This is a genomic window from Legionella saoudiensis (assembly GCF_001465875.1).
Taxonomy (GTDB): domain Bacteria; phylum Pseudomonadota; class Gammaproteobacteria; order Legionellales; family Legionellaceae; genus Legionella; species Legionella saoudiensis.
Window position 1 is genome coordinate 470,118 of record NZ_LN901322.1, and the last position, 22,353, is coordinate 492,470.

The window sequence follows — 22,353 nt, forward strand, 5'->3', positions numbered from 1 at the left end:
ATATGGCATTATGGGAAGTTTATGCAGAAGAAGCCAAAGATTTTGATCAAAGGGCAAAACAGGTAATGATAGAAGCAAGAAAAGTTTTGTCAATATACCCTCATAATTTTAATGACGAACTATTATATTTTGCAGTGCATTCTATCTTAAGACAAAATAAGATTGATGCTTATACAGCAGTCCAAGATTCCCAATGGAAAGAAATGATTAATGAAAAAACTCTTTTTAATGCGATTCTTGACTATTATTTTTCTATGTTTGATGAACAAATCTTTAGACAAACAAATTGGCTTCATTCAAATGACGTACCTACAAGAGAGAATAACATCCTTGAACGACAAAATTTTTTAGAAAAATTAAATACTATTCGAAATAAAAAATTTGAATGCAATACTACTGAGGAAGCGATTCGGTTTAAATTAAAATTAGTCACAGAGTTAAGTGATTTAATCTCGCAAACGGATTTGGAAACTCTTAAGGATCACAATACTCTAAATATTGTCGAAATTATTTCCAGCTTACTAAAATTATTTTGTATGAGTATTTTTTCCTCGCTTTATTTCGATCCCATCATTTCAAATAAATGCAACATGGGAAATTCATTCGGTACTCTTTGGTCTGGTAAATCATTAAATAGTATTCATATGGAGCATTTAAAAGCTAAATCCGAACAATTGAAACATACATGTAAAATAATTAGTGAATTTTTAAACATTCAGGAAAACCAAAGGGTTGAAGAAGTTCCAATAATATAATTTTTCAGCCTTATTGGTTAAATTATTTATTATTGGTGGGTTAAGAGCTGTTCATTTTCTGAACCGTGTAAGCCCATTATGCAGGAAGGCAATTTTGCAGGCAACAGAGCCAAAAACATTAGGAGTGTATTTAATGCGGAATTTTAAAAAAGAAAGAAAAGATCTGCTTTTAATTTGGTTGGAAAAAGGGTATATCACTAGTGAGGAAATAGAGGCATATCCAGAAAATGACCTTTTTTTGCGTCTAAGTGGTGAAAAATTAGGATTTTTCTTGGAGGATCGAACTATTTCTTTAACTCAAATCCTTAAAACCGAGAATAAAAAATTACTATACTTCTCTATTTTTTATGAGCAAATAAAAAGAGTAATGGCTGCAAATGATCTTACATCGAATGATTTGTTCGATTTATCTATTGAGAAGATAGATCAGCTAAAGCAAGAACTATTTCCACAAACAGTCAAAGCCAGCTCCCTAAGCAACCTGCCTTTAACTTTATTTGCTGCAACCCCTTTGCAAAAAAAGCAGCAAGAAGGCTTTATTGGTTTCGATAAGGAGCATGTACTTGAATTATCTGAAAACCATGATGATGATGATATATATGGTGACACTTTTAAACCATAACTCTTGGCGCTGTCATATTCTCTAGTGTTCCAGATTCAAAAAAGCTATATTCTGGAATACTAGTTGGAAATGTAGAAAATAGTATGTTATAGGAACCTCAAAAATAAATTATTTTTCTGTATTAAGCAAAATTACCAATTAAAATCTCACATCGCGCTGGGAGAGGGAATTTACCTTCCCAGAGTTCAATTTTATATTACGCAAGTAAGGGCTTTCTGATCCTAGGCAGTAATTCTGGACACCCAGTTAAGCTATGTTTTTCAGTTCAAAATTAAAAGGGCTTGTATAGCCAATTGAACTATGTCTTCTTTTGCGATTATAGTCAACATCAATATACTCAAATACAGCTTGGCGCATCTCGGCACGAGTCATAACCGGCTCAAACTGGATTGCTTCAACCTTTAGAGAATGAAAGAAACTCTCGGCAACAGCATTGTCCCAGCAGTTACCTTTACGGCTCATGCTTATTTTAAAATCATGCTCTCTAGCTAAATCCCGGTAAGCATATGAGCAATACTGGCTGCCTCTATCACTATGAATGATAACGCCTTTGGGCATTCCCCTACGAAACATTGCCATGGTTAAAGAATCCGTTACCAAGGATGCATTTATACGTTCATTCATCGACCAGCCAACGACTGCGCGTGAATATAAGTCAATGACCACAGCAAGGTATAGCCAACCTTCACTGGTCCAAAGATAAGTAACATCCTGAACCCACTTTTGATTGGGTGCATCCGCGCTAAAGTCGCGATTTAACAGGTTGTCCGCGATAGGAAGTTGATGTTCGCTATCAGTAGTTACCTTGAACTTCTTTGCCGCTTTAGGAAGGAGCTTTTGTCTGCGCATGCTGTCACTGATAGTCTTTATCGCCGCAGGCGAGCCATCTTCAATCAGATCTTTCTGAATTCGAGTAGCGCCATAACGTCCTTTACTGTCATCAAATAACTCTCTAATTTTTATATCTCTAAACTGTTGCTTTAATGCCCGATTACTCAGCTTAGAGCCATTTTTACACCAATCATAATACCCACTTCGTGATACCCGAAGCACCATAGCCATGCGCTTTACAGAAAAACAATGCTGATGCTCAAACATAAACTCAAATCGATTTATTTTTGGTTTTTCGCGAAGTAGGTGGCCGCCTTTTTTAGAATGGCTAGATCCTCCGCTTGTTCGGCCAATTGCCGTTTAAGCTTGACCACTTCTGCTGCAAGTGACGCTTCTCGCTCGCTGGTGCTGGCTTTCTTGGCCAGTTTGGCTCGCCAATCGTAGATTTGTGATTCATAAATACCTAGTTCTTTTGCGGTTTTACCGACACCTTGCTTCGCAGCCAAATTTACGGTTTCTTGCTTGCACTCTTGTGTGTGAATCTTATGTGGTCTTTTCGCTTTCATATCATACCTCGGTTTATTATTTTACTAACTTAACCGAGTGTCCGAAAGTATTGCAGGGGATCACTTTTCTTTTCGCTAAAGTACCTGTATCTCCAAATCCGAGATGATCTTGAGTTGTGGGGATCTAAAGTAAGCACTGGATTAACCTAGGAGTCATCGCAATTTAAATTGCCTGCACTAACTCCTACATGGAGCTTACCATTGAGGGCATCCCCAAGTTAAAAGAATAGAGTAACATCATTTTAGGAAGGAGATGGCACTGCTGGTGTTCCGTTGTGGGGCATCCAGATTACCTATCTTTCTACTATAGGGGCACACTTATGATATTCATCCAGAAGAATTAATTGTAGGCGCTACATACTAAAGTGTCCTCTTTTTCTTGCATGAGTTTGAAGAAACTATCTTTACAACAGATAATGATTGGTTTTTGTTGCTTGAAATGATGATTTTTAATAGGGAATTGGCAATTGATTTATTCAATCTCTTTGCAAAAATACTTTTTGGATTAGGGAATATTTGAGTAGGGATATTGTGAACGGTGGGGATTGAAAGGATGTATCTCATTTTTATTAGAGATACATCCTGGAGTTACTTCAACGTGATGGCTTCTTATAGTGAAGGAGCACAATGAGTTAAATAATCATCGTCTTCGTCTATATTAACCTGATTGGCTTTTATTGCAATGACGTCATTGGTTACTACAGTACTGGCGTCATTGGTTGTTTCCACCGCGGCTCTATTGGCGACTGCTACACTGGCGGTGTTGGTCAATGCAGAGAGCATTTGTGCTGTTGAATTATTAGTGCTGGCCTGCGTATCTGGTTCTGAAGCTTGGCCTATTATGCGGTTTTTTATTGTTTCATAGATAAAACTTGCTCCCTTAACACAAGCTGGAGTAACGGTTAATAAGCCCCCGGTAATTGATGTTGCTGCAAGCAGAGCAAGACCTGCTGGTGGGAAAAAAGGAATTAAAACAAGTCCGGCCAAAGCCACCAGAGATAAGGTTATTCCCACAGTGTTTCCAATAAAACGAGAGACTCCTAATTCAGATAAAACGGATTCATTGTTTTGTTTACGTTCGTTTAATTGTTTCATGGTTTCCAGATGCTGCGTCATGGACTCATTATTTTTTTCAATATTTGTTTTGAGGCCTGTAATTTGAGCTTCCTCAAGTCCAGGGGCTTCAAGCTGAGCAAGCAGTTCCTGGTTATTTTTGAGGTTGTTTTCTAAAGCTTCTGTTGTTGCTTCTATTTTGCTCGTTAACTCAGCGGCTTCGCGTGAGGCTTTATAACGATTATAGATATCCTGTCCTAAAAAAAGGAGGCTTGTAGCGATACCTAAGCTGGCTCCTGTTAACGCGATAGGCAATCCTGCTACTGCAGGGGCTAGTATTCCTGCAAGTGCTAAACCAAAAACAACACCAGAATAAGCCCACTTCATTGGGGTTGATATAGGAAAAGAAGGCTTCTCTCCTGCCAGTAGAGAGGAAAAATAAATAAGTGGCATGCTAATAAAGTTAATGCCTGATAAGGCTGCATCAATAATGCTAAATGTGTTACCCGCATTAGTGGCTCTAGGAAGACGTTTCAATTGGGCAATTGAGGTTAATCCGTTTCCAAGCGTCGTGAGTGAATGTAAGAAACCAATAAAGCCAGGAATTTTTTCTGATACTGGAGTGGTAGATGCCTCTCCTGGTAAATGGGCTCCTTGAGTTTTGTTTGTCTTTGCATTGGAAATTTGTTCTGCAAGTTCCTCTGTTTTTTGTTTAAGAGCAGAGTGTATTCCTCTTGTTTGCTCATTCATGTCATTCTCCTAATAAGCTTCTTATTTTAATCATAGCGCCCCAGTCTGTTGGCAGGCTTAAGCCGCTTTGAATAATTGGAATGGTATGGGCTAGAAAAGAATGGGGAGCTTTGGGCCCCCAGTATTGAAATGTTCGCAACTCAATGCAAAGGTTTCTAGGATTAGGTTTTAGAACGAGGAGCCTGCCACAGAAGTGTGCTGGGGACATAGGAGGGAAGACCAGGGAGGAAAATAAAAAAATGCCAATTGTGTGACAGTTATTTAATAGACTTGAATAGCATATTTTTGCAACAGATGGTTGGAGGCGCGATTGGCAAACGAAAAAATGGAATAGGCTTGTCGATTATTTCATGGCTATTTGGATTGAGTTTTTACTTGGAAAGTCTCAAAATTAGGGACAGGATCTTGTCAAACCATTCGAAGACAATGTGGCCTGCAGTTTTAATCAGGATTCAGTGTGATTCCTGATGAGCAGACGATACATATAGGCCCGTAAATTTGTAAGTCCCAGATTGAAACGACATGGACACTCATAAAGCAAGTAATTAGTTCAGGCTAGGAGTCATTGTCATGTGTTTATTGAAAAAGTATAGTTTTTTATTGATCTATTTATTGTTAATCCTTCCCCTTATTGGCTTACATTTTCAGGGATGGTTTACTTTTTTTCCCTTTCTTATCGTTTTTGCTTTTATTCCATTCGTCGATGCATTCATTATAGATCCTTCGAATCCCAGCAAAGAGCAGGAAAAGCAATTAGTCAATGATAATTATTTCAAATACTTAACCTATGTTTATGTATTTGCCCAAATACTCATCCTGGCTTATGGCGCTTATATCGTGAGTACGCGGCATTTATTATGGAATGAATGGTTAGGTTTTACTATGTCCCTAGGTTTAATATCCGGAGGGGCGGGTATTAATTTAGCTCATGAAATGATGCATAAAAATAATCCTGTAGCGCAATTCTACAGCAAAGTTTTATTGGTAAGTGTATGTTATGGGCACTTTTTTATAGAGCATGTTAAAGGCCATCATGTTCGCGTTGCCACAGCAGAGGATCCAGCTACTGCGCAATTGGGTGAAACGTTCTATCAATTTATTCCTAAGACATTGGTAGGTTCATTGAAATCAGCACTCCACCTGGAAAAAAAGCGTCTTACCCAGAAAAAATTCTCGTTATGGGGTATTCACAATAATTTCTGGTGGATAATCGGCATTCCTCTCGCAATCAGTTTTAGTTGTTTGTTCTTCGGAGGAGTAGGGACCCTCGCCTTTTTTCTATTGCAATCATTCATGGCCATAATGACCTTGGAGGTAGTTAATTACATAGAGCACTATGGCTTAGAAAGGAAAAAATTAGCAAATGGCAGTTATGAAAAAGTCAGTCCTTACCATTCATGGAATGCCAATCATTGGTTAAGTAATAGTATTTTATTCCATTTGCAACGTCATTCAGATCATCACACCTACGGGGCGCGCCCATATCAAATTTTACGTCATATGGAACAAAGTCCTCAGCTCCCATCGGGATATTTAGGCATGATCGTGCTTGCCTTAATTCCCCCGCTCTGGCGCTTCGTGATGGATAAACGAGTGCTAGAATATAGAAAACAACTGGAACATCAAGGAGCATATCAGGAAAAAACACTTCATGCTTAGTTTAACTTCTAAAGGAGCGCTATAGCGCTCCTTCAGAAGATAAAATTAGCCTAAAGCAAGATAAACTAACCCACCACCTCCTTCAATCTGAGATGAGGAGAGGCAATTAGCTAGAGTGTTATTTTCTACCTGACAACGAACTAAAATATTCGCGTCAAAATCCGCAATATAAGCATAGGCTTCACTGACCGTTAAAGCCAAACCAGTTGGGTTAATTGAACCGGATGCAGGAGTATATGGATTGGTAATTGAATCACATACACTAAATGCGCCTCCATTGTTTATCGAACAAACAGAGATAAATCCTGGGTTAGCAGGATCAGTATGAACGTCATACCCGGTGTTAGTAACATAAGCTATGGTTTCTTGATTATTCAAGGCAATGTTGTGAGCGCCTAAAAATGGAGTAGATCCAGAAGAGGTTGGCGGAGTTCCTTCACAACTATTCAAAGAGCCATTAATGATAGGACAAAGGCCTATTTGATCATTACCAGACAGTCCAAGTGTGGCGACATAGGAAAGTGTATTATTCTTATTAAGCGTAATGCCATTAGGCGAATAACTCATACTAATTGCTTGATCATTACAGTTAAAGTTGCCATCAGCTGCTACATCGCAATTCCAAATGGTAGTTCCACCAGTACCCCCTGCTATTTGGGTTATATATGCTTTACTGCCATCAGCACTTAAGGCAATACCTCCAAGTCCTTGCGTACTCGAATTCCACGCGGAACTACAGGTATCAAATTTACCCTCATTATCAATAGTACACTTAACAACAGGAGTATCATCACTAGTAGCATAATTTACCACATAGGCTAATGTTTTGGTTTTATTAAATGCAATTCCTTGAGGAAGATTAAATTCTCCTGTCATCTCGTCACAGTTATTCGGAGCAGCATTGTCTTCAATAGTACAACGGGACACACCATCGCTCCTTGTTACATAAACATATGATTCACGAACATTTAATTGAGTACTAACTACACTCGTGTTCGCTCCTTGAATAGTGAACGTGGATGGAGCCACAGCGATGCGAGTTGGGGTAAATGTCATCGTACAGCTACCCTGGGGTGCAATAGAAGTACAGGTACTTGCAGTCACCGCTCCTTCTAAAGGTGTACCGATAAAAAGAGCATTAACATTATTTGCGGTAATATTTGTTGAGAGATTGGTAATCGTTATCGTTTGTGCGGAACCAAAAGTTTGCAGTTGCAAAGCATGTGAACTCACCGCTAAAGAAGCAAGGTCTGGAGTATTTACTTTTTGTATATTGAGTGCAGAGGCTGGACTAGGTCGGAAGCATTGGTTTGGATTGGGACTTCCATCAGCATTTGCCTGACACAGAACGGGTCCACCATGAATCCCATTTGCGGGTAAGGCATTACCACTGATCTTCAGTGTTAATAAGCAAGTTCCTTGTTGGCTTTTAGGAGTCAAAATGCAAGGGCTTGTTTGTTGTACACCGGGTGTTAGGGAGGAGTGAAGGACTAAAGTTTTTGCTTTTTGGGACTGATTATAAACGGTGTATTGTACCGTTGCTGTGTCTGTCGGACTAAGTGCAAAATTAGTACTCGTTAGGGCTTCAAAGCTCCACAAAGGTATCCCAGCATAGGCAGTGGATAACAAAAACATACTTGCACCAGCAAGCGTCCCGCGCCATAAAAAAGAATTTTTCATAAAAGTCCTTAAGCAATACTGCTTTTCAATGTTATGAGTATCAAAGGAATGGTCTATTCCTGCCAATCCACCTCATTGTATCTGTTATTGGTACCAGATAAAAAGAGCTTATTACACAATGAGTTACATAATGTTATCGAAACAAAAAAGAAATTTAGAGGAGGAATTATTGATGGAATTTTTGCAGAACAGGAGGTTGTCACCAATCAATTCGGTTGTCAATTCCCAATCATACTGAGGCTATGTTTTTTTGCCATTTATTAAAATAATTAAGAAAGGTCTGAATACTCACTTCATGGCTTCTACGTTTTTGAAAGTGGGCGTTAAAATTAAGATTGATATCTATTTCATTTATTTTAAGTTCACATAGCTCGTTAGAAGTTACACTTTCAGGTAAATAACTCCAACCTAAGCCATGTTCCACCATTGCCCTGATGCCATCTACAGTTGATATTTCATAACCTATATTTAAATCGACGGAGTTTTCTTGAAATACCAGTTCAATTTTATCGCGTAAAGAGGTGGTTTGTTCATTTAACACCGCAGGAAAAGGTGCTAAATCAGCAAGCGATATGATTTCTTTTCGTTTTGCCAAATCATGGGTTTTATTTACCTTAAGCGCATAAGTCTCATTCCATAGGTAGACTGTAGTAAACGCATCGGAAATTTCTCTTTCTGGGCTAATTACCACATCGACTAAATTATGATTTAAATAAGTTTCCACATCATATTCGGCCATAGTTTTTATATAAATTTGTAAGTGGGAGTCTGTATTTTTTAAAAAGCTTATAAATTGAGGTAATACGTAATGGGATACAAAGACGGTCGCGCCAATTAATAAATAGTGTTCAAAAGACTGAGACTGTTCTTTAAACGATTTGAGCATATTATTATACGCGGCCACCATTTGGCGGGCGTAGGGAATAAAATGGTTGGCAGCCTCGGTTAAAATCAGACGCGCGCCATCCATAATAAACAAGCGAGAGCCTAATTCATCTTCCAACCTACGAATTCTTTTACTCATAGTCGATTGGGTAACATACACTCTTTTGGCCGCGAGTGTGTAAGAGCGGTATTCGACTACAGCGAGAAACGATTTGATTTCTACGATATCCATCGTAAATCTCCTTAAAACCTTTTACTTTTAATAAATAATAGCAGTAAAACCTTAAGTTACAGCTGATGAGGTAGTTTTCAGTCCTGAGAGCTTATTCCGCATAAGAATTGCACAGTATTTTCTTTCATTGCATCCTAAGATCCACTTAAGTCCAATTGTATATTCTGTAGTCTCTAAGCTAAATTATAAACCACTAGAGAGAATAATCATGTCTAAAAATAATGGGCAAACAAATCAAGCTCCAAACCTATTCAGTGCGGCTGTTAATGTGATCAAGGCTGGACTATTGCCAAGGGTGCAATCAGACTATAAGTATACTTTCCCCACTCGAGAAACTTTGCATCATCAGGTCCCCCCTCATGTCCAATCAGTTAATGAGTATCTTGATAAAGAAGGAATTGATTTACATAAAGGCCACATTGATCATTTTAAAAGAGGATCTGATATAGATACTCACACCTTACCTATGAATGAGTGTGCCTATATTCATAATTTCACTAAAAACGCTAAAAGCATAAAAAATGAAACGAAAATTGCAGCCTCATTTCATGAAGAATATACGAATGAAACACTAAAAGGTGCTCACGCTGATCCCAGAATAAAGGTGTACGCTAGTGTGGGTGTATTGGCCCATACTCTGTTTGGTGCAGTAAAGGCAGCTCAAAATGCTTATACCGCTCATGAAGATGATTTCGCTACGGGGGTCACTATGGATTACTATCGTAACTGCAAGTAAGAGCCGAAGTCGCTATGGCAATCTTAACCTCTTTTTAAATTCTAACCGTGAACACGGTTAGAGTTTCTTTTTAAGAGGATTAAAGAAAACTTGAGAAAATTTAAAAATGCATACGAGGAGAATTGCTTTGAAATTATTACATACTCTTTTTTCAGGGATTAATACCCAGAAGAAGACTCCTTTCACTAACCAACGTGAAATCTTAGAAAAATATGATCAAGGCATTAATGATAATGGTGAATTGGTGGGAATGTGTAGACCGATGAGTAATACCTATCTAGATCTTATTTTAAAAGAAAAAAACCCAACGGAATATTTAGCAGACGATAAAGAATTTTTAGCATTATCCATTCATGAGGAAAATAAAGAGTTGTTTGCGACACAGGCTGGGGAGAGGGACATCGATCATTTTTCTTTTAAAGAAAATAATCTCTTTCATACTGACGCAACCTTTAAAAAAAATGAGCTGACCTCCGAACAATTTACTAATCTATTGGAAGATAATCAGCATCTGTTAATTACTTTTCCTCAACAAAGAGATGCTCATGAGGTTTATTTAGGAAAGAAAAGTAGACAGAGCTCTACCTGCCGTTTTTTTGATGCCAATTTAAACGGTGGAGAGCGAATTGATAGTTGCCAAAGCCTTATTCCCCAAGTGGTTAAGTTAATAGAATCTCAATATTCGCAAGAGGATAAACCTTTTAGTATAGGGATGGGTTAAATAGCGAAGAGCTTTTTATACATCGGCACAGGCCTTGGGGCATTTTCGATTCAAGATTAGCCACAAAGCGTGTGCAAAGCTTTCATTAAGTGGCAATAGGACCTACCCTAATGATATCTTCTTCACCATATAGTAGGTTCAGGATACCTATCAATTATACATGTGTGCTACTTTATAATAGTCATTCAAATTTGCCTTATTTCGAATGTCTAATAGTATTAATCTAATAGATTCTCTCGTCATAAGTTAATACATGTTTTTAAAAAAAAGATACTGTTCAATTACAGGTGTCTATTAAAATCCATAGATTGATGCAGTACTCGAATAACAGCGATGCCATAATCGGTAGTTTTGAAAAAAATAATATGAGAACCAACATTAAATGCGCGTAAATCTGGACGAATATAATCCTCTGTTCTTTTGATGCCAAACTCACGCGTACTATATAAATAGGTAGACTCAAGATCTTCTATTGCTTTAGGATAAAGACGGTAGGTTTTATTTGTCATGGGATTTTTTGTTCATTCGCTTAAGAAAATTATGTGCATCCCATGTTAGGGGGTCGCCGCTAGACTCTCCCTCCTCAATAAGGTGACGTAGTTGCTCTAGCTTTGATTTTGCTTGCTTTTCACGAAGTAAGCGCAACGATTCTCTTAATACTTCGCTATTACTTCTATAATCTCCTGAATCTACTAGTGATTCAACGTAACGACGAAGTTCGTTACCCAAGTCCACAGTCATAGTACGAGCCATAACAGCCTCTCTAATGTAAGAATTTATCTTACACCCAGTATATAAGACATTGTCTCTTATATTTCAAATAGCCTGGTTATCGAAACTTCTGTTTATAAAAACCACCGTTTAAATGAACGATTTTAGAATGGTATAAAAACTATTCGTTGATGACTTTTATTCGTTTAATAAACTGTTTCATATAAATATTGTTTAAGTTATTATAATAAAAACGTTTAGTTGAACTAATTATTATGCTTATAGGTTATGCTCGAGTTTCAACCAGCAGTCAGAATTTAGATTTACAATTAGATGCACTGAAAAAAGAAGGCTGTGAAAAAATCTATCAAGATCAAATAAGTGGCTCATTAATTAATCGCCCAGCATTAGATCAGCTATTGAAGGACATACGCAAAGACGATGTATTAGTCATCTGGAAATTAGACAGGCTCGGACGCTCTTTTAAGGATTTAATAAATTTAGTTAACTCGTTTATTGAAAAAGGAATTGGTTTGCGCAGTCTAAATGATCACATTGATACTACAACAGCGCATGGTCGTTTAATTTTTAACATATTTGGTTCTCTTGCTGAGTTTGAGAGAGAATTAATTAAAGAAAGAACTATTGCAGGTTTGGATTCTGCCCGAGCTAGGGGTAAAAAAGGAGGAAGGCCGACTGGTCTTTCTAAAGAAGCACAAGCTAAAGCCCATTCAGCTGAATTAATATATAAAGAAGGAAAATTAAGTGTCTCTGAGATCTGTAGCCAATTAAGTATTAGCCGGGCTACTTTTTATAAGTATTTAAAATTCCGACAAGTTCCTATATCAGCTGGAAATTATAGAATTAAACCCAAACATACGGTGTTTATTAGAAATTCTTCAACAGAAGACGTTTTGGATGTTTAATATAGAAAAAATTAATAATATTGTAATGAATGTGTAGGGATGAGTGGTTATTAGATTTGAGAGGAAATAATGTCTGTCCTGAAGGAAATACTCGAATGGTCTCAGGAGCGTCCGGATTGGCAACGGGATGCTTTGCGTCGTCTTGTTCTTAATGATGAGCTTTCTGAGGACGACCTAAAAGAACTAGGAGAAATTTGCAAGAGCGCTCATGGTCTGAGTGAACAACAGGATACTTTGCCACTGATGAAAGATCATATACCTTCATTCGATACAACACTATCTAAAGTTGTCCTCGATTCAATTTATCATCACCGTGGAGTCAATGCATTAGCCGAACGTCAAACCTTGCGTTTCTCTTCTTCACTAACGGTTGTCTATGGAGATAATGCAGCTGGTAAAACAGGATATATCAGGATCTTAAAAAGTGCCTGTCGTGCTAGAGGAAAAGAAAAAATACTTGGTAACGTCGTATCTGGTGGCACTCCTTACACCCCAACTGTCTCAATAAAATACAAAGTCGGAGATGAATCAAATTTACATGAATGGGCTGGAGAAGGAGACGACGATTATATCTCTCGTGTAAGTGTTTTCGACACTCAGTCTGCTGCTGTTTATCTGACAGAAAAAACGGATGTTGCATTTCGCCCATTCGGATTGGATCTATTCGACAAACTTGTGAAAGCATGTAAAGCCATTCGCCTTAATTTGGAAAAAGAAAAAAGTGCTATTAGTACAAATGGCTTATATTCATTACTGAGTCGAGTTCCAGATGGATCGCATGTGGCGAAATTTCTATCACACATTTCATCATTAACGAAACCAGAAGACGTACAGTCTCTTGCGCAATTCTCACTGGAAGAAGAATCAAATTTTTCTTTGTTGGAAAAATCTTTACAGGATTTACAGGCCAAGGATACAGAGAAGTTAGTTCAGCAAATGTTCATTCGTGCAAGACGCATTCGATCTTTTACTAAGCATCTTCAATTAATTGAAACAACTCTTTCGGAAAAGGCTGTATCTGCGGTCTTTGATGCCAGAATGGAGGGAATCCGTAAAAGGGACGAAGCGAAAAGGCTTCGCGAAGTAACATTTCCGGAAGGAATGCTTGAAGGAACAGGCTCGGAAATCTGGTCGCAAATGTGGGAGGCTGCACAACGGTTCTCTGACGAGTTGGCTTATCAAGGCAAAGAATTTCCTGTTGTCGAAAATGATGCGCAGTGCGTTTTATGTCAACAAAACATAGATCATGCCGCAGCCCACCGACTCAAGCAGTTTAAGACTTTTGTTGCGTCTACAACTGAACGTGAACTTCGTAAATTACGTGATGAATACGTTCACTCAAAAAAATTATTAGTTGAGTTACAGATCCAAAATGAAACAATCCAAGATACGCTTAAGGAAATTCGTATCGAGGATGAAGATTTGGCGGACTCTCTTTCTACTGCATTAGATAATAACGAAAGCCGACGTACAAAGATTTTAACTGCTTTAAATGAAAATCAGGATATTTCTTCAGATTGTCCACCATTGGAGTTGATATCTATTAAGGTTGAAGCATTAGCTGTTCAGCTTGAAGAAAGAATTAAGACTTTAAGTAATAGTGCTCAAGATGAAGAGAAGAAAAAACGCATTATCTTGGAGGTGCAAGAGTTCCGTGCACGGAAAATATTGGCTGAGCATGTACAACTTGTATTGGATGAAATTGAGAGAAAGAAGAAACTGGCAGCTTTTGAGCTATGCTTAAACGACACGAAGACGCAGTCAATTACGCAGAAAAGCACTTCTGTTACAAAAAACTCTGTTACCAGTAAACTGAAAAAGAGTTTTAGAGACGAATTGGATAACTTGGCTTTTCGTCATGTCGAGGTTGAATTGAGTGAAGCAGGTGGAGCTGAAGGTGTCCAGTATCACAAGCTTACTCTTACTCGCGCGCCGGGGGTTGAATTGCCGCGCGTTGTCAGTGAAGGCGAGCAGCGATGTTTATCTATAGCTGCTTTCTTTGCGGAACTTAGTACAGCCGATGATCTTTCAGGCATCATATTTGATGATCCTGTTTCATCTCTAGATTATAAATGGCGTGAAGGAGTTGCCAAACGACTTGTTATAGAATCACAAAAAAGACAAGTTATTGTATTCACACACGATGTTGTATTTTTACTTCTACTTAAACAGGTTTCAGAAGAGAGAGGCGTTGAGCAATTCGATCAACATATAAGACAACTTTCTATAGGCGCTGGCGTATGTGCTGAAGACTTACCTTGGGTTGCATTACCGATAAAGAAGAAGATTAGTTTCCTGAAAAAACAATATCAAGATGCAGAAAAACTATACCGAGAAGGGCACCAAACAGCCTATGAAAAGGAAGCTAGTTACGTCTACGGCATGCTTCGGGAAGCATGGGAGCGAGCACTTGAAGAAGTTCTTTTAGGTGGTGTAGTTGAAAGATATCGCCCTAGTATCCAGACACAACAAGTTAAACAGGTTGCGGATATAACAGAAGAAGATTGTAAAATCTTAAGCGCAGCCATGACCAAATGTTCAAAATGGTTGCCCGGCCATGATCAGGCAGCCGCAGCGAGAGCTGAATTACCGGAACCGGATGTCTTAAAGACTGACATTGATGAATTGGAGAAATGGGTATCAGCTATTCGTAAGCGCCGAAATTAGAACGACACATAATCTGTTGCTGCTGTAGGAGATATGCTTCGTCAGTGTCCCAAAAACACATGGTATTATTCAAAAAATCGATTAATAGACAGAATTGCCTACTAAGTCGATGAAAGCGATTTTATAAACGAAATGTAAGTAACAATTCTTAATTTCTCCTAACTTATAAGTTAATAGACTCTTCGAATTTACAATTTATCTTCCACGATAGTGCTCATCTAGAAATTGTATAGGATTATGACCGTGATATTTAAATGCTGTGTCTCCTGTTTTATTTAAAAACTCCAAATAAATGCCAAATATAATAGTATTTTGAATTTTATAACCAAAATTCCAATCTAAATTTTTACCCTTTCCCGGTATTCCCCCTAGTCCACTTGATGTTAGGTATCCCGATAGGAGAGAGTATTTTGGGACAGACCATGCAATAACAGTGTGTAGTTGGATATATCCATTTGTTTTAGGGGTTGGATAAACAACTAAATTATGTTCATCTAAAACTTTTTCATTCAGTTGTATTTTTGGAGAGAAAGATATTCCTATCCATTGTTGTTCCTGTTCAATGATATGTGCCTCAATCACGGCAGGTCCATATATTAAGATATCGCTCCACTCAAAACTTCCATAAGATATCCCCCCTCGAATAGGTATCGATTTTTCAATACCTTTTTCAAGTAAGGTTCTTGCAAATGAAATTAAATTCCCTAGCTCATCTTTATTAAGTACAGATGCAAAGACTGTATCAGAGAGAAGTTGGTAATTTTTAATATTATTTGTTTGTGCTGATGTCCGTACTAAATCAACCCACTCCTTAATTTTATTTTTAGATTTAACCTTACTCAGATTTTTAACAATTTCAGAAAAGCCAAGAATATCTACACATAGAAAATAGCCATCCATAATTTTTCCAATTCAAAAGGTTATTCAAATATTATGTAGGTTAAGTTATAAACAATCTCCTTTTAAATTATAGACTAATGTTAATAGATGAAATTGCACATCAAGAGAATGTGACATGACAAAGATTTATTGTGCAATCAGCGTATGATTAATTGTTGGAGGAACGTCATTTATTAAAATATCTCATTATATTAAGATATATTTTAACTATGAAAAATTAACTCGATTATTTAACTAAGATGCATTTATTTTGGGTTACCTTTGGAATTCATTAATCGAGGTAAAACAAATCCCCGTTTATTTTATTCTAATAAACTTAGTAAAAGGTAGTATTTTGTTTAGTAACTTTTACTAAGTTTGCTTGGTAAAAAGATTGGCTTAATCTATAATAGGTAGTAAAATTGAAACTACCTTTTAATGAGATAATAATGATTCAAAATAATTGGCATTATGCTAGACCCGCATTAGCAAAAAAATATCTTGATTTGTTTGAGTTAGGCTTAACCTCTGCTAGAGGTTTATTTGCAAGAAGACGAATGGGAAAAACAGAGTTTCTGAAAAAAGACTTCATTCCTGCAGCAGAAAAAGCAGGCTATATAGTTGTATATACAAACTTATGGGAGTTGGAAATAGATCCTGCAACTGCATTAGTATCAGAATTTTATAAAATGATAGAGCCTAAAGGATTTGCAAAAATTTGGGATAAAATAAATCAAGCAGTAAATTTCAAAAAGATTAAAGCCTCTGGAAAAATATCTGGTATTGGAGAAGGTTTTGTTGAAGCAGATATACTGGACCCTAAGAAGGTAACGGGTACATTGTTAATGGAGGCAATGGATTCATATGATCGCAAAAAAATAAAATTGGTATTAATTATCGATGAAGCCCAAGTTTTAGCTTATGAAGAGAATTCGCATTTTGCTCATGCATTAAGAGCTGCTTTGGATGTCCGAAAAGAAAGCATTAAAGTAATATTTGCAGGGAGCTCTGAGGCGACGCTCAGACGCATGTTTGGTGTTGCCTCAGAGCCCTTTTACAATTGGGCCCCATTAGAGCCATTTGAACTTTTGGGGGATGATTTTGTGAATGCTATGGTAGAAAAGATAAATAATATCTCTAAATTTCCCTTGGCTAATAATGACGCAATTGATGCATTTGAGCAATTGAAAAGAACGCCTGAATTTTTTCGGAGATTTATAGAGTATTATTTAAGTAATCCAGAGCAAGGCCCGCAATCAGCTATTGAAAATACAAAAAATAAAGTATTTAGTGATAAAAATTTCCAGAAACAGTGGAGTGCATTATTACCTGCCGATATGGTTGTTCTGTCAATGATTGCAGCTGAAATAAAGGACTTATATAGTCAAGATGCCATAAAAAAGCTGGGTGAATCTCTGGGGGTCGGTGGAAATGTAAATAAGACTACCATTCAGAACTCATTGAGAAGGCTTGAGAAAAAGAATTTAATTACCAAAGTTGATTATGGTACTTACCAATTTGAGGATGAGGCCTTTGCTGACTGGGTAAAATATTTAGAGTATGAATAAGAAATCGCTTCAGTGGCTACGAAGATGTAAGGCGGAGACGCTCTTCCAATTCCTGATACCTTTTGTCTTAAGCGTATCAATCATTTTCGCTTGTTGCTAGTGACGATCGTTACGTAGATTCACATATGTTCACCATACCCACTACCTAGCACTTACCCGGTTTATGATTACCAGAAAGGTATCTTTCTTGCGATAAATACCCCATGCAGATGCACTTCGTTACATTGTCAGGGCTGCTCTTTATTCAAGCCCCTAGGTTCACCTGGTAGCACAGGTGGCTCCTTCCTAAATCCTTCTGAGAGTAAGGAGCAACTCTTCAAGCGACCTCGTGTCGCGCCCGCATATCCAGCCCAAACTGGCAATGAATTATTGTCGCATTAGGGCACCATATATTTCATCTTTAACTAATGGCGCTATGGGAACAATAAAACTCTTCCCAATTTGTTCAAATCCAAGAGATTTATAAAAATTATGCGCTATAACTCTTTTATGGCTGCTTGATAAAACTAGTTAGGAGAATTATTTCTGAACAATAGAGTAGCATTTTTGTTATGTTCAAATTAAATAATACATAATTACCCCAGCGAATATCAGCAAATTTCTTAAGGTTATGATTTATGCCAAGAAGCAATGATAAATTGTTCTGTTTTTTTTCTGGTTTTGCTCATCGTGATATTGAGCTACTTGATTATCAAAATAATGTTGATCGAGGAGTAGTTCTACTTGAATGTAAGAACCAAGGTGAGCATACACTATTAACAGGTGAGTATATTCAACTTAATTGTGTGCTTTTTCAGGTTGTTGAAACTTTTGGCACATCCTTTAAAGCCTCTAGTACAATAGAATTAGTAGACAATACGTCCATCAAGAGAGCCAAATCAGGGGACAAATTAACGCTAGGCATATTAGCAGAAAAGGATTTAGCACATGATTGTATGTGGATGTTGCAACCATCAGCATTAGGGGAAGTAACTTATAATGGCTATTCTGTATTGGAAGGTCATGAACATACATTAAAGATGGACTTTGAAGCACCAGCTGAAATGGCACCTCTTATACACGAAGATTGTCATTTAGGTTTGGCTGGTTCAAGCCTTACCGCTCGCAAAGTTGTAGCGGATAGCCATTTAATTAAATTCTCAATTTATTGTGGCAGAGAAACGCGTGAAAAATCGCAATTCAATCAAGACTTACCGCCGGGAACTAGAGTTAATATCACAGAACCTGCTGAGATTGAAAATAGACTAGGTCTATAGAAAGAAAGCGTCAAAGCTCAATTAAATTCTCAAAAGCCATTCTGTTTGGTAACAAACAGGAAATTCAATACAGCAGCAAGGAGGAACAAGAAATGGTTGTTGGTTGCCAGCGCTTAATCCAGAATGCAATTGTATTATGGAATGAGCTATACCTTTCGCAAAAATTGGCTCTGTTAGAGGATGAAGCTAAATGCTGAGTCTAAAATTAATGATAATGCATTGGTTGCTATCACATTGCTTGTGGCACAAAGCGAACCAGCTCAAAAAGAAATTAATGCACAACAATGAGTCGTATTGAATATAATCTGTTATGCTCTTATTGCGCCTATTTTCATCAGTTCGATTTTTTTAATTTAATCCAAAATTCTTTTCAAGTTCAAGATCATTTTTCCTTTCAGCTACCATCTCATCAAAAGCTTTTACAGACGAGGTTTTGAGCCCAAAAAATAGAGTTACCAAACCTTGGCTTTTTTCAAGTACTTTATATTCCTGGGTACTTTTTATACTCTTTACAATCTGCTCAATATTGTCCGATGTGGCTTGTTCAAGTTCTTCTTTAAAATTCAAAAGAATTTTACTTTTTAATAAATCTCCTTTTAAACCTTGAAATTGTTCCTTTAAGTTTTCTCCGCTGACACTAAGTACATGAAATCTATTTTCTGCTTCAGACTGTACTTCATGTTCATAATGAGTGCTCTGTAAATGCATTTTGACTTTTGCAATTTCAGCAGCCCTGGTAATCAAATCAGAAATAATCTCTTTCTGGGGATTAAGATTTGCCATCATTTTCATAGGATCTTCTGAGGGCTCAAATACGTTAGGTGCAATCATTAAAGCTAAATTTGATGGAGGCATTTTTGTTGCCTCTGCTTTCTTTGATGCATTATTTAATAACGAAAATAAGCAGAATGCGATTTTCTTATTCATTTCTGCGCAGTCATCCAATGCATGCTTAATTGCTTCAGCATATGAGGCTTGATCCCCTTTAGCTTTATTTAATTGGTCAAATTGCGTGGAACTAAATAAAGGTACTTTTTCTTTTTGTAATTCACGCAAAACTGTTTTAAGTAAGTCAGCACGTTGAAGCTGATCCATACTATTAAAAGCGAATTGATTCTTTTGGATTTCTGCCAACTTTGCTTCAAGTAAATTTTTTGATGCAGAAATTCTAAAAAGACCTTCTGGCACCCCATCCGTATTATTTAATGACCCATTAATTAAGTTAATTAATTTAAGGGCTGCAATCTGTAAGTTATCAATCTTCTTTTGCTTTACATCAGTACACGGCATCAAGTTACCTATAGTTTTGGAATTTTAGATGTCTAAAGTATAGACGAAAATAGTTAAGTAAATATTAACTAAAGAGCCTACTGTGTACGTCCGAATTGCCTCAAATTGACTGTTGCCGAAGGAGGGAAAGCGGCTCCGTTGCAAAAACGAATGATAGTTTATACTTGCAGGTAAAACTATTAAACGGGATTCCAGGTGCGCTCAACGAAACCAGCAGCCTTTAAGTGGCGTCACTTTCATGGTGAAGTAATCTTACAATGTGTTCGCTGGTATTGTAAATATGGAATCAGCTATCGTGACCTTGAGGAAATGATGGCGGAGCGTGGCCTTGAAATAGACCATACAACCCTGTATCGCTGGGTTCAGCATTATGCCCCTGAGTTAAAGAAGCGTCTTGACTGGCATAAGAAACGTTACGCCAGTCGTTGGCACCTGGATGAAACCTATATCAAGATAAAAGGTGAATGGAAATACCCGTATCGTGCAATCGATGAACGGGCCAATACCATAGATTTTTACCTTTCTCATCGCAGGAATGCATAGACCGCCAAACGCTTCTTGAAGAAGCTCATCAAGTCTAATCCGACCTGTGATGTTCGTGTCATCAATACTGACAAAAATCCAGCCTATGGTCAGGCCATTAAAGAACTAAAGCAGGAAGGAAGTCTGGCCTCAGGCGTCAGCCATCTACAGGATAAAATACCGCAATAATCGGCTCGAAGCTGATCATGGTAAGCTCAAACGCCTCATCAATCCAGTCAGGGGATTTCAATCAATGAAAACCGCCTATGCAAGCATCAGGGGCTTTGAAATCATGCGTATGTTTAAAAAAGGACAGTTTAATATCTGGATGTATGGTAACCGTACTGAAATCTCATTTATTAATGAAAAATTTGGATTATATTGCTGAACTAGGCCTGAAACTCAGATTTTGAATCCTTAAACTTATTTGCAACGGAGCCCTTTATTGTCAGGTTAAATGTAAAGCCTCTCTAACGCCCCGCGACTTGATCGCGAGGTCTAGAGCTCTCGCTAAGTATTTGTAAAGGTTCACGCCCCGATATCCTAACAAAGATTAACCCTTAAGTTAAAAAAGAAGATGTCATTATTAACTGGCCGTACTTTTATGCTCTTATCGATAAACCGTCGTATGGTAAGTAATATAGCTGAACTTTTCTTCCTTCAAATCATTGTCAGTAGAAAAGGCGCGAAGATATTCTTCTGCATCAGCAAGTGGAGATAGTTGTGTTTTTGTTCCTTTATAACGACCAACTCCAGGTACTACGGCACAAATTGTTTGCAATAAACCCAGGGATTCAACTAGCCAATTGATTGCATTAAAAAATATATTTTGATCGCTTAAAATCCCTGGAATGACATTAATCGCTGCTGCAGATAAAAACAATAATGTCACAGGAAGAAAAATAAGATTAAATCTAAGAATTCTATAGATAGCTTGATTACTTTCTTGTGTGAAATTTCTTACTTGTTGAAATAATGAAATTCCAGGGATTCGAGAACCAAGATTTAAGATGCTAAGAAGGGCCAGAAAACAAGGGCTGAAGATAATTGAGCCAATCATTAGAGGGATGGTAGATAGGGTAACAAGCGCAAATGCTCCAACAGATTCTAATCGCGCCATTAGAATATGAGCGATTCCACTTATAACTCGTCTTTGCCATAATCCTTGATATCCATTAGAAGTTCTTGCTATTGAATCTTGCAACAAACTTTTGGCGCTATGAGACATTGAAAAAAACCCGGGACTATATATATCTACACTCACAAAAACTCTTTTTTAAAAAAAGAGCGAATAATAATTTGATTCTCCAATTAAAATCAATCAATTCTGGTGGTGAAATGAACAAAATTTTATAAAGCATTCAGGCTGTAAGAATCATCAGATAAGTTTTCATTTATTTGCGCAAATCTAAGGGAGGAGAGTACAAGGACGGAGGAGATACTTAAATTAAGTCTGATTACTGTGATAATCAGACCGTAGGTTAAAACCGTAAACAACGTGTACAACGTAATAAATATGATATATATTTGGCCGCTACGTTGGAGCAATACCCAATGAAAGTTCAAAGAATTAAATTAAGTGCTTATGATTATTCATGGCTGGTATTAGATAATAATCATTTGCCTATCAAACCAATCACCGAATTTATTCGTTACTTAAATAATGTAGATAAATCTCCATTTACAGTGAAAAGCTATGCGTATCATTTAAAGCTTTACTGGGAGTTTTTAGATGCTAAGCAGCTTGATTGGACACAAATCAAGTTATCAGGTTTAGCAGCCTTTGTTGGTTGGCTGCGTGAGCTAAGTGAGCAAGAAGCTATGGTAATTGACATTACCGAGGATCGTTCCGCACGCAAGCCTGCAACAATCAATGTAATATTAGGATGTCTTTCGAGTTTTTATTGCTATCATAATCAGCTAGGACATACCGATGTAACGATTACTGAATCTCAAAGCTTACCTGGTAATCGATACAAAGCGCTTTTGCATCATGTGTTCAAAAATAAGCCTGCGCAAAAACGGATTATTTCCGTTCGGCGGC

The 22,353-nt window shown here is 37.4% G+C and carries 20 protein-coding genes and 1 pseudogene; 12 read left to right on the top strand and 9 right to left on the bottom strand.

Going from position 1 to position 22,353, the window contains the following annotated elements; translation table 11 throughout:
* Positions 1–2 precede the first annotated feature (2 nt).
* Entirely contained in the window at positions 3–755 is a 753-nt protein-coding gene (locus tag BN3124_RS06380) for a hypothetical protein (RefSeq protein ID WP_058533955.1), read from the top strand.
* A gap of 94 nt (positions 756–849) precedes the next feature.
* Entirely contained in the window at positions 850–1,377 is a 528-nt protein-coding gene (locus BN3124_RS06385) for a hypothetical protein (RefSeq protein ID WP_149865216.1), read from the top strand.
* Positions 1,378–1,623: 246 nt separating this feature from the next.
* Here the strand turns inward: BN3124_RS06385 and BN3124_RS06390 are convergent.
* A protein-coding gene (locus BN3124_RS06390; RefSeq protein ID WP_149865217.1) for an IS3 family transposase occupies positions 1,624–2,774 on the bottom strand; the annotation gives its coding sequence in 2 pieces (ribosomal slippage) (positions 1,624–2,531 and positions 2,531–2,774; 1,152 coding nt in all).
* A gap of 609 nt (positions 2,775–3,383) precedes the next feature.
* Entirely contained in the window at positions 3,384–4,577 is a 1,194-nt protein-coding gene (locus tag BN3124_RS06400) for a hypothetical protein (RefSeq protein ID WP_058533958.1), read from the bottom strand.
* A gap of 570 nt (positions 4,578–5,147) precedes the next feature.
* Between BN3124_RS06400 and BN3124_RS06405 the strand changes: the two genes are divergently transcribed.
* The gene (locus BN3124_RS06405) at positions 5,148–6,236 is read left to right on the top strand and encodes an alkane 1-monooxygenase (RefSeq protein WP_058533959.1); all 1,089 of its coding nucleotides are present in this window, start codon (positions 5,148–5,150) and stop codon (positions 6,234–6,236) included.
* Between the two features lie 45 nt (positions 6,237–6,281).
* On the opposite strand, the gene BN3124_RS06410 is transcribed toward BN3124_RS06405, so the two are convergent.
* Positions 6,282–7,916, bottom strand: a complete 1,635-nt coding sequence (locus BN3124_RS06410; RefSeq protein WP_058533960.1) for an NHL repeat-containing protein — start codon at positions 7,914–7,916, stop codon at positions 6,282–6,284.
* 229 nt (positions 7,917–8,145) lie between these two features.
* On the bottom strand, positions 8,146–9,033 hold the full coding sequence (locus BN3124_RS06415) for a LysR family transcriptional regulator (RefSeq protein ID WP_058533961.1): 888 nt from the start codon (positions 9,031–9,033) through the stop codon (positions 8,146–8,148).
* 208 nt (positions 9,034–9,241) lie between these two features.
* Here BN3124_RS06415 and BN3124_RS06420 point away from each other — a divergent pair, with 208 nt between their 5' ends.
* Both BN3124_RS06420 and BN3124_RS06425 read left to right on the top strand, forming a co-directional pair.
* Complete coding sequence (locus BN3124_RS06420) at positions 9,242–9,769, top strand: hypothetical protein (protein ID WP_058533962.1); 528 nt, start codon at positions 9,242–9,244, stop codon at positions 9,767–9,769.
* A 127-nt stretch (positions 9,770–9,896) separates the two neighbouring features.
* Positions 9,897–10,490: a hypothetical protein gene (locus BN3124_RS06425; RefSeq protein WP_058533963.1), complete on the top strand. Its 594-nt coding sequence runs from the start codon at positions 9,897–9,899 to the stop codon at positions 10,488–10,490.
* Positions 10,491–10,771: 281 nt separating this feature from the next.
* Here BN3124_RS06425 and BN3124_RS06430 read toward each other — a convergent pair whose 3' ends face one another.
* Positions 10,772–10,999: a type II toxin-antitoxin system RelE/ParE family toxin gene (locus BN3124_RS06430; RefSeq protein ID WP_058533964.1), complete on the bottom strand. Its 228-nt coding sequence runs from the start codon at positions 10,997–10,999 to the stop codon at positions 10,772–10,774.
* Positions 10,989–11,243 carry a type II toxin-antitoxin system ParD family antitoxin gene (locus BN3124_RS06435; protein ID WP_058533965.1) on the bottom strand — a complete coding sequence of 85 codons (255 nt, stop codon included), beginning with the start codon at positions 11,241–11,243 and terminating at the stop codon, positions 10,989–10,991. Before BN3124_RS06435 ends, BN3124_RS06430 begins: the two co-directional genes overlap by 11 nt.
* A 233-nt stretch (positions 11,244–11,476) precedes the next feature.
* Between BN3124_RS06435 and BN3124_RS06440 the strand changes: the two genes are divergently transcribed.
* Both BN3124_RS06440 and BN3124_RS06445 read left to right on the top strand, forming a co-directional pair.
* The gene (locus BN3124_RS06440; protein WP_058533966.1) at positions 11,477–12,127 is read left to right on the top strand and encodes a recombinase family protein; all 651 of its coding nucleotides are present in this window, start codon (positions 11,477–11,479) and stop codon (positions 12,125–12,127) included.
* Positions 12,128–12,196: 69 nt separating this feature from the next.
* Positions 12,197–14,794: an AAA family ATPase gene (locus BN3124_RS06445; RefSeq protein ID WP_058533967.1), complete on the top strand. Its 2,598-nt coding sequence runs from the start codon at positions 12,197–12,199 to the stop codon at positions 14,792–14,794.
* Between the two features lie 195 nt (positions 14,795–14,989).
* Here BN3124_RS06445 and BN3124_RS06450 read toward each other — a convergent pair whose 3' ends face one another.
* The gene (locus BN3124_RS06450) at positions 14,990–15,694 is read right to left on the bottom strand and encodes a hypothetical protein (RefSeq protein WP_058533968.1); all 705 of its coding nucleotides are present in this window, start codon (positions 15,692–15,694) and stop codon (positions 14,990–14,992) included.
* A 428-nt stretch (positions 15,695–16,122) separates the two neighbouring features.
* Here BN3124_RS06450 and BN3124_RS06455 point away from each other — a divergent pair, with 428 nt between their 5' ends.
* The 3 genes from BN3124_RS06455 to BN3124_RS17555 all read left to right on the top strand — a co-directional run bounded on the left by BN3124_RS06455 (position 16,123) and on the right by BN3124_RS17555 (position 18,694).
* Positions 16,123–17,241, top strand: a complete 1,119-nt coding sequence (locus tag BN3124_RS06455; protein ID WP_058533969.1) for an ATP-binding protein — start codon at positions 16,123–16,125, stop codon at positions 17,239–17,241.
* A gap of 617 nt (positions 17,242–17,858) precedes the next feature.
* Positions 17,859–18,497, top strand: a complete 639-nt coding sequence (locus BN3124_RS06460; protein WP_058533970.1) for a hypothetical protein — start codon at positions 17,859–17,861, stop codon at positions 18,495–18,497.
* A gap of 62 nt (positions 18,498–18,559) precedes the next feature.
* On the top strand, positions 18,560–18,694 hold the full coding sequence (locus tag BN3124_RS17555) for a Tn3 family transposase (protein WP_407927378.1): 135 nt from the start codon (positions 18,560–18,562) through the stop codon (positions 18,692–18,694).
* Between the two features lie 151 nt (positions 18,695–18,845).
* On the opposite strand, the gene BN3124_RS06465 is transcribed toward BN3124_RS17555, so the two are convergent.
* Entirely contained in the window at positions 18,846–19,685 is an 840-nt protein-coding gene (locus BN3124_RS06465; protein ID WP_196398903.1) for a RhoGAP domain-containing protein, read from the bottom strand.
* 297 nt (positions 19,686–19,982) lie between these two features.
* Between BN3124_RS06465 and BN3124_RS16830 the strand changes: the two are divergent.
* Positions 19,983–20,697, top strand: a pseudogene (locus BN3124_RS16830) (IS6 family transposase).
* 222 nt (positions 20,698–20,919) lie between these two features.
* Here BN3124_RS16830 and BN3124_RS06475 read toward each other — a convergent pair.
* Positions 20,920–21,573: a hypothetical protein gene (locus BN3124_RS06475; protein ID WP_149865218.1), complete on the bottom strand. Its 654-nt coding sequence runs from the start codon at positions 21,571–21,573 to the stop codon at positions 20,920–20,922.
* Positions 21,574–21,863: 290 nt separating this feature from the next.
* Here BN3124_RS06475 and BN3124_RS06480 point away from each other — a divergent pair.
* A partial coding sequence (locus BN3124_RS06480) for a site-specific integrase (protein ID WP_196398904.1) occupies positions 21,864–22,353 on the top strand: 490 nt, incomplete at its 3' end.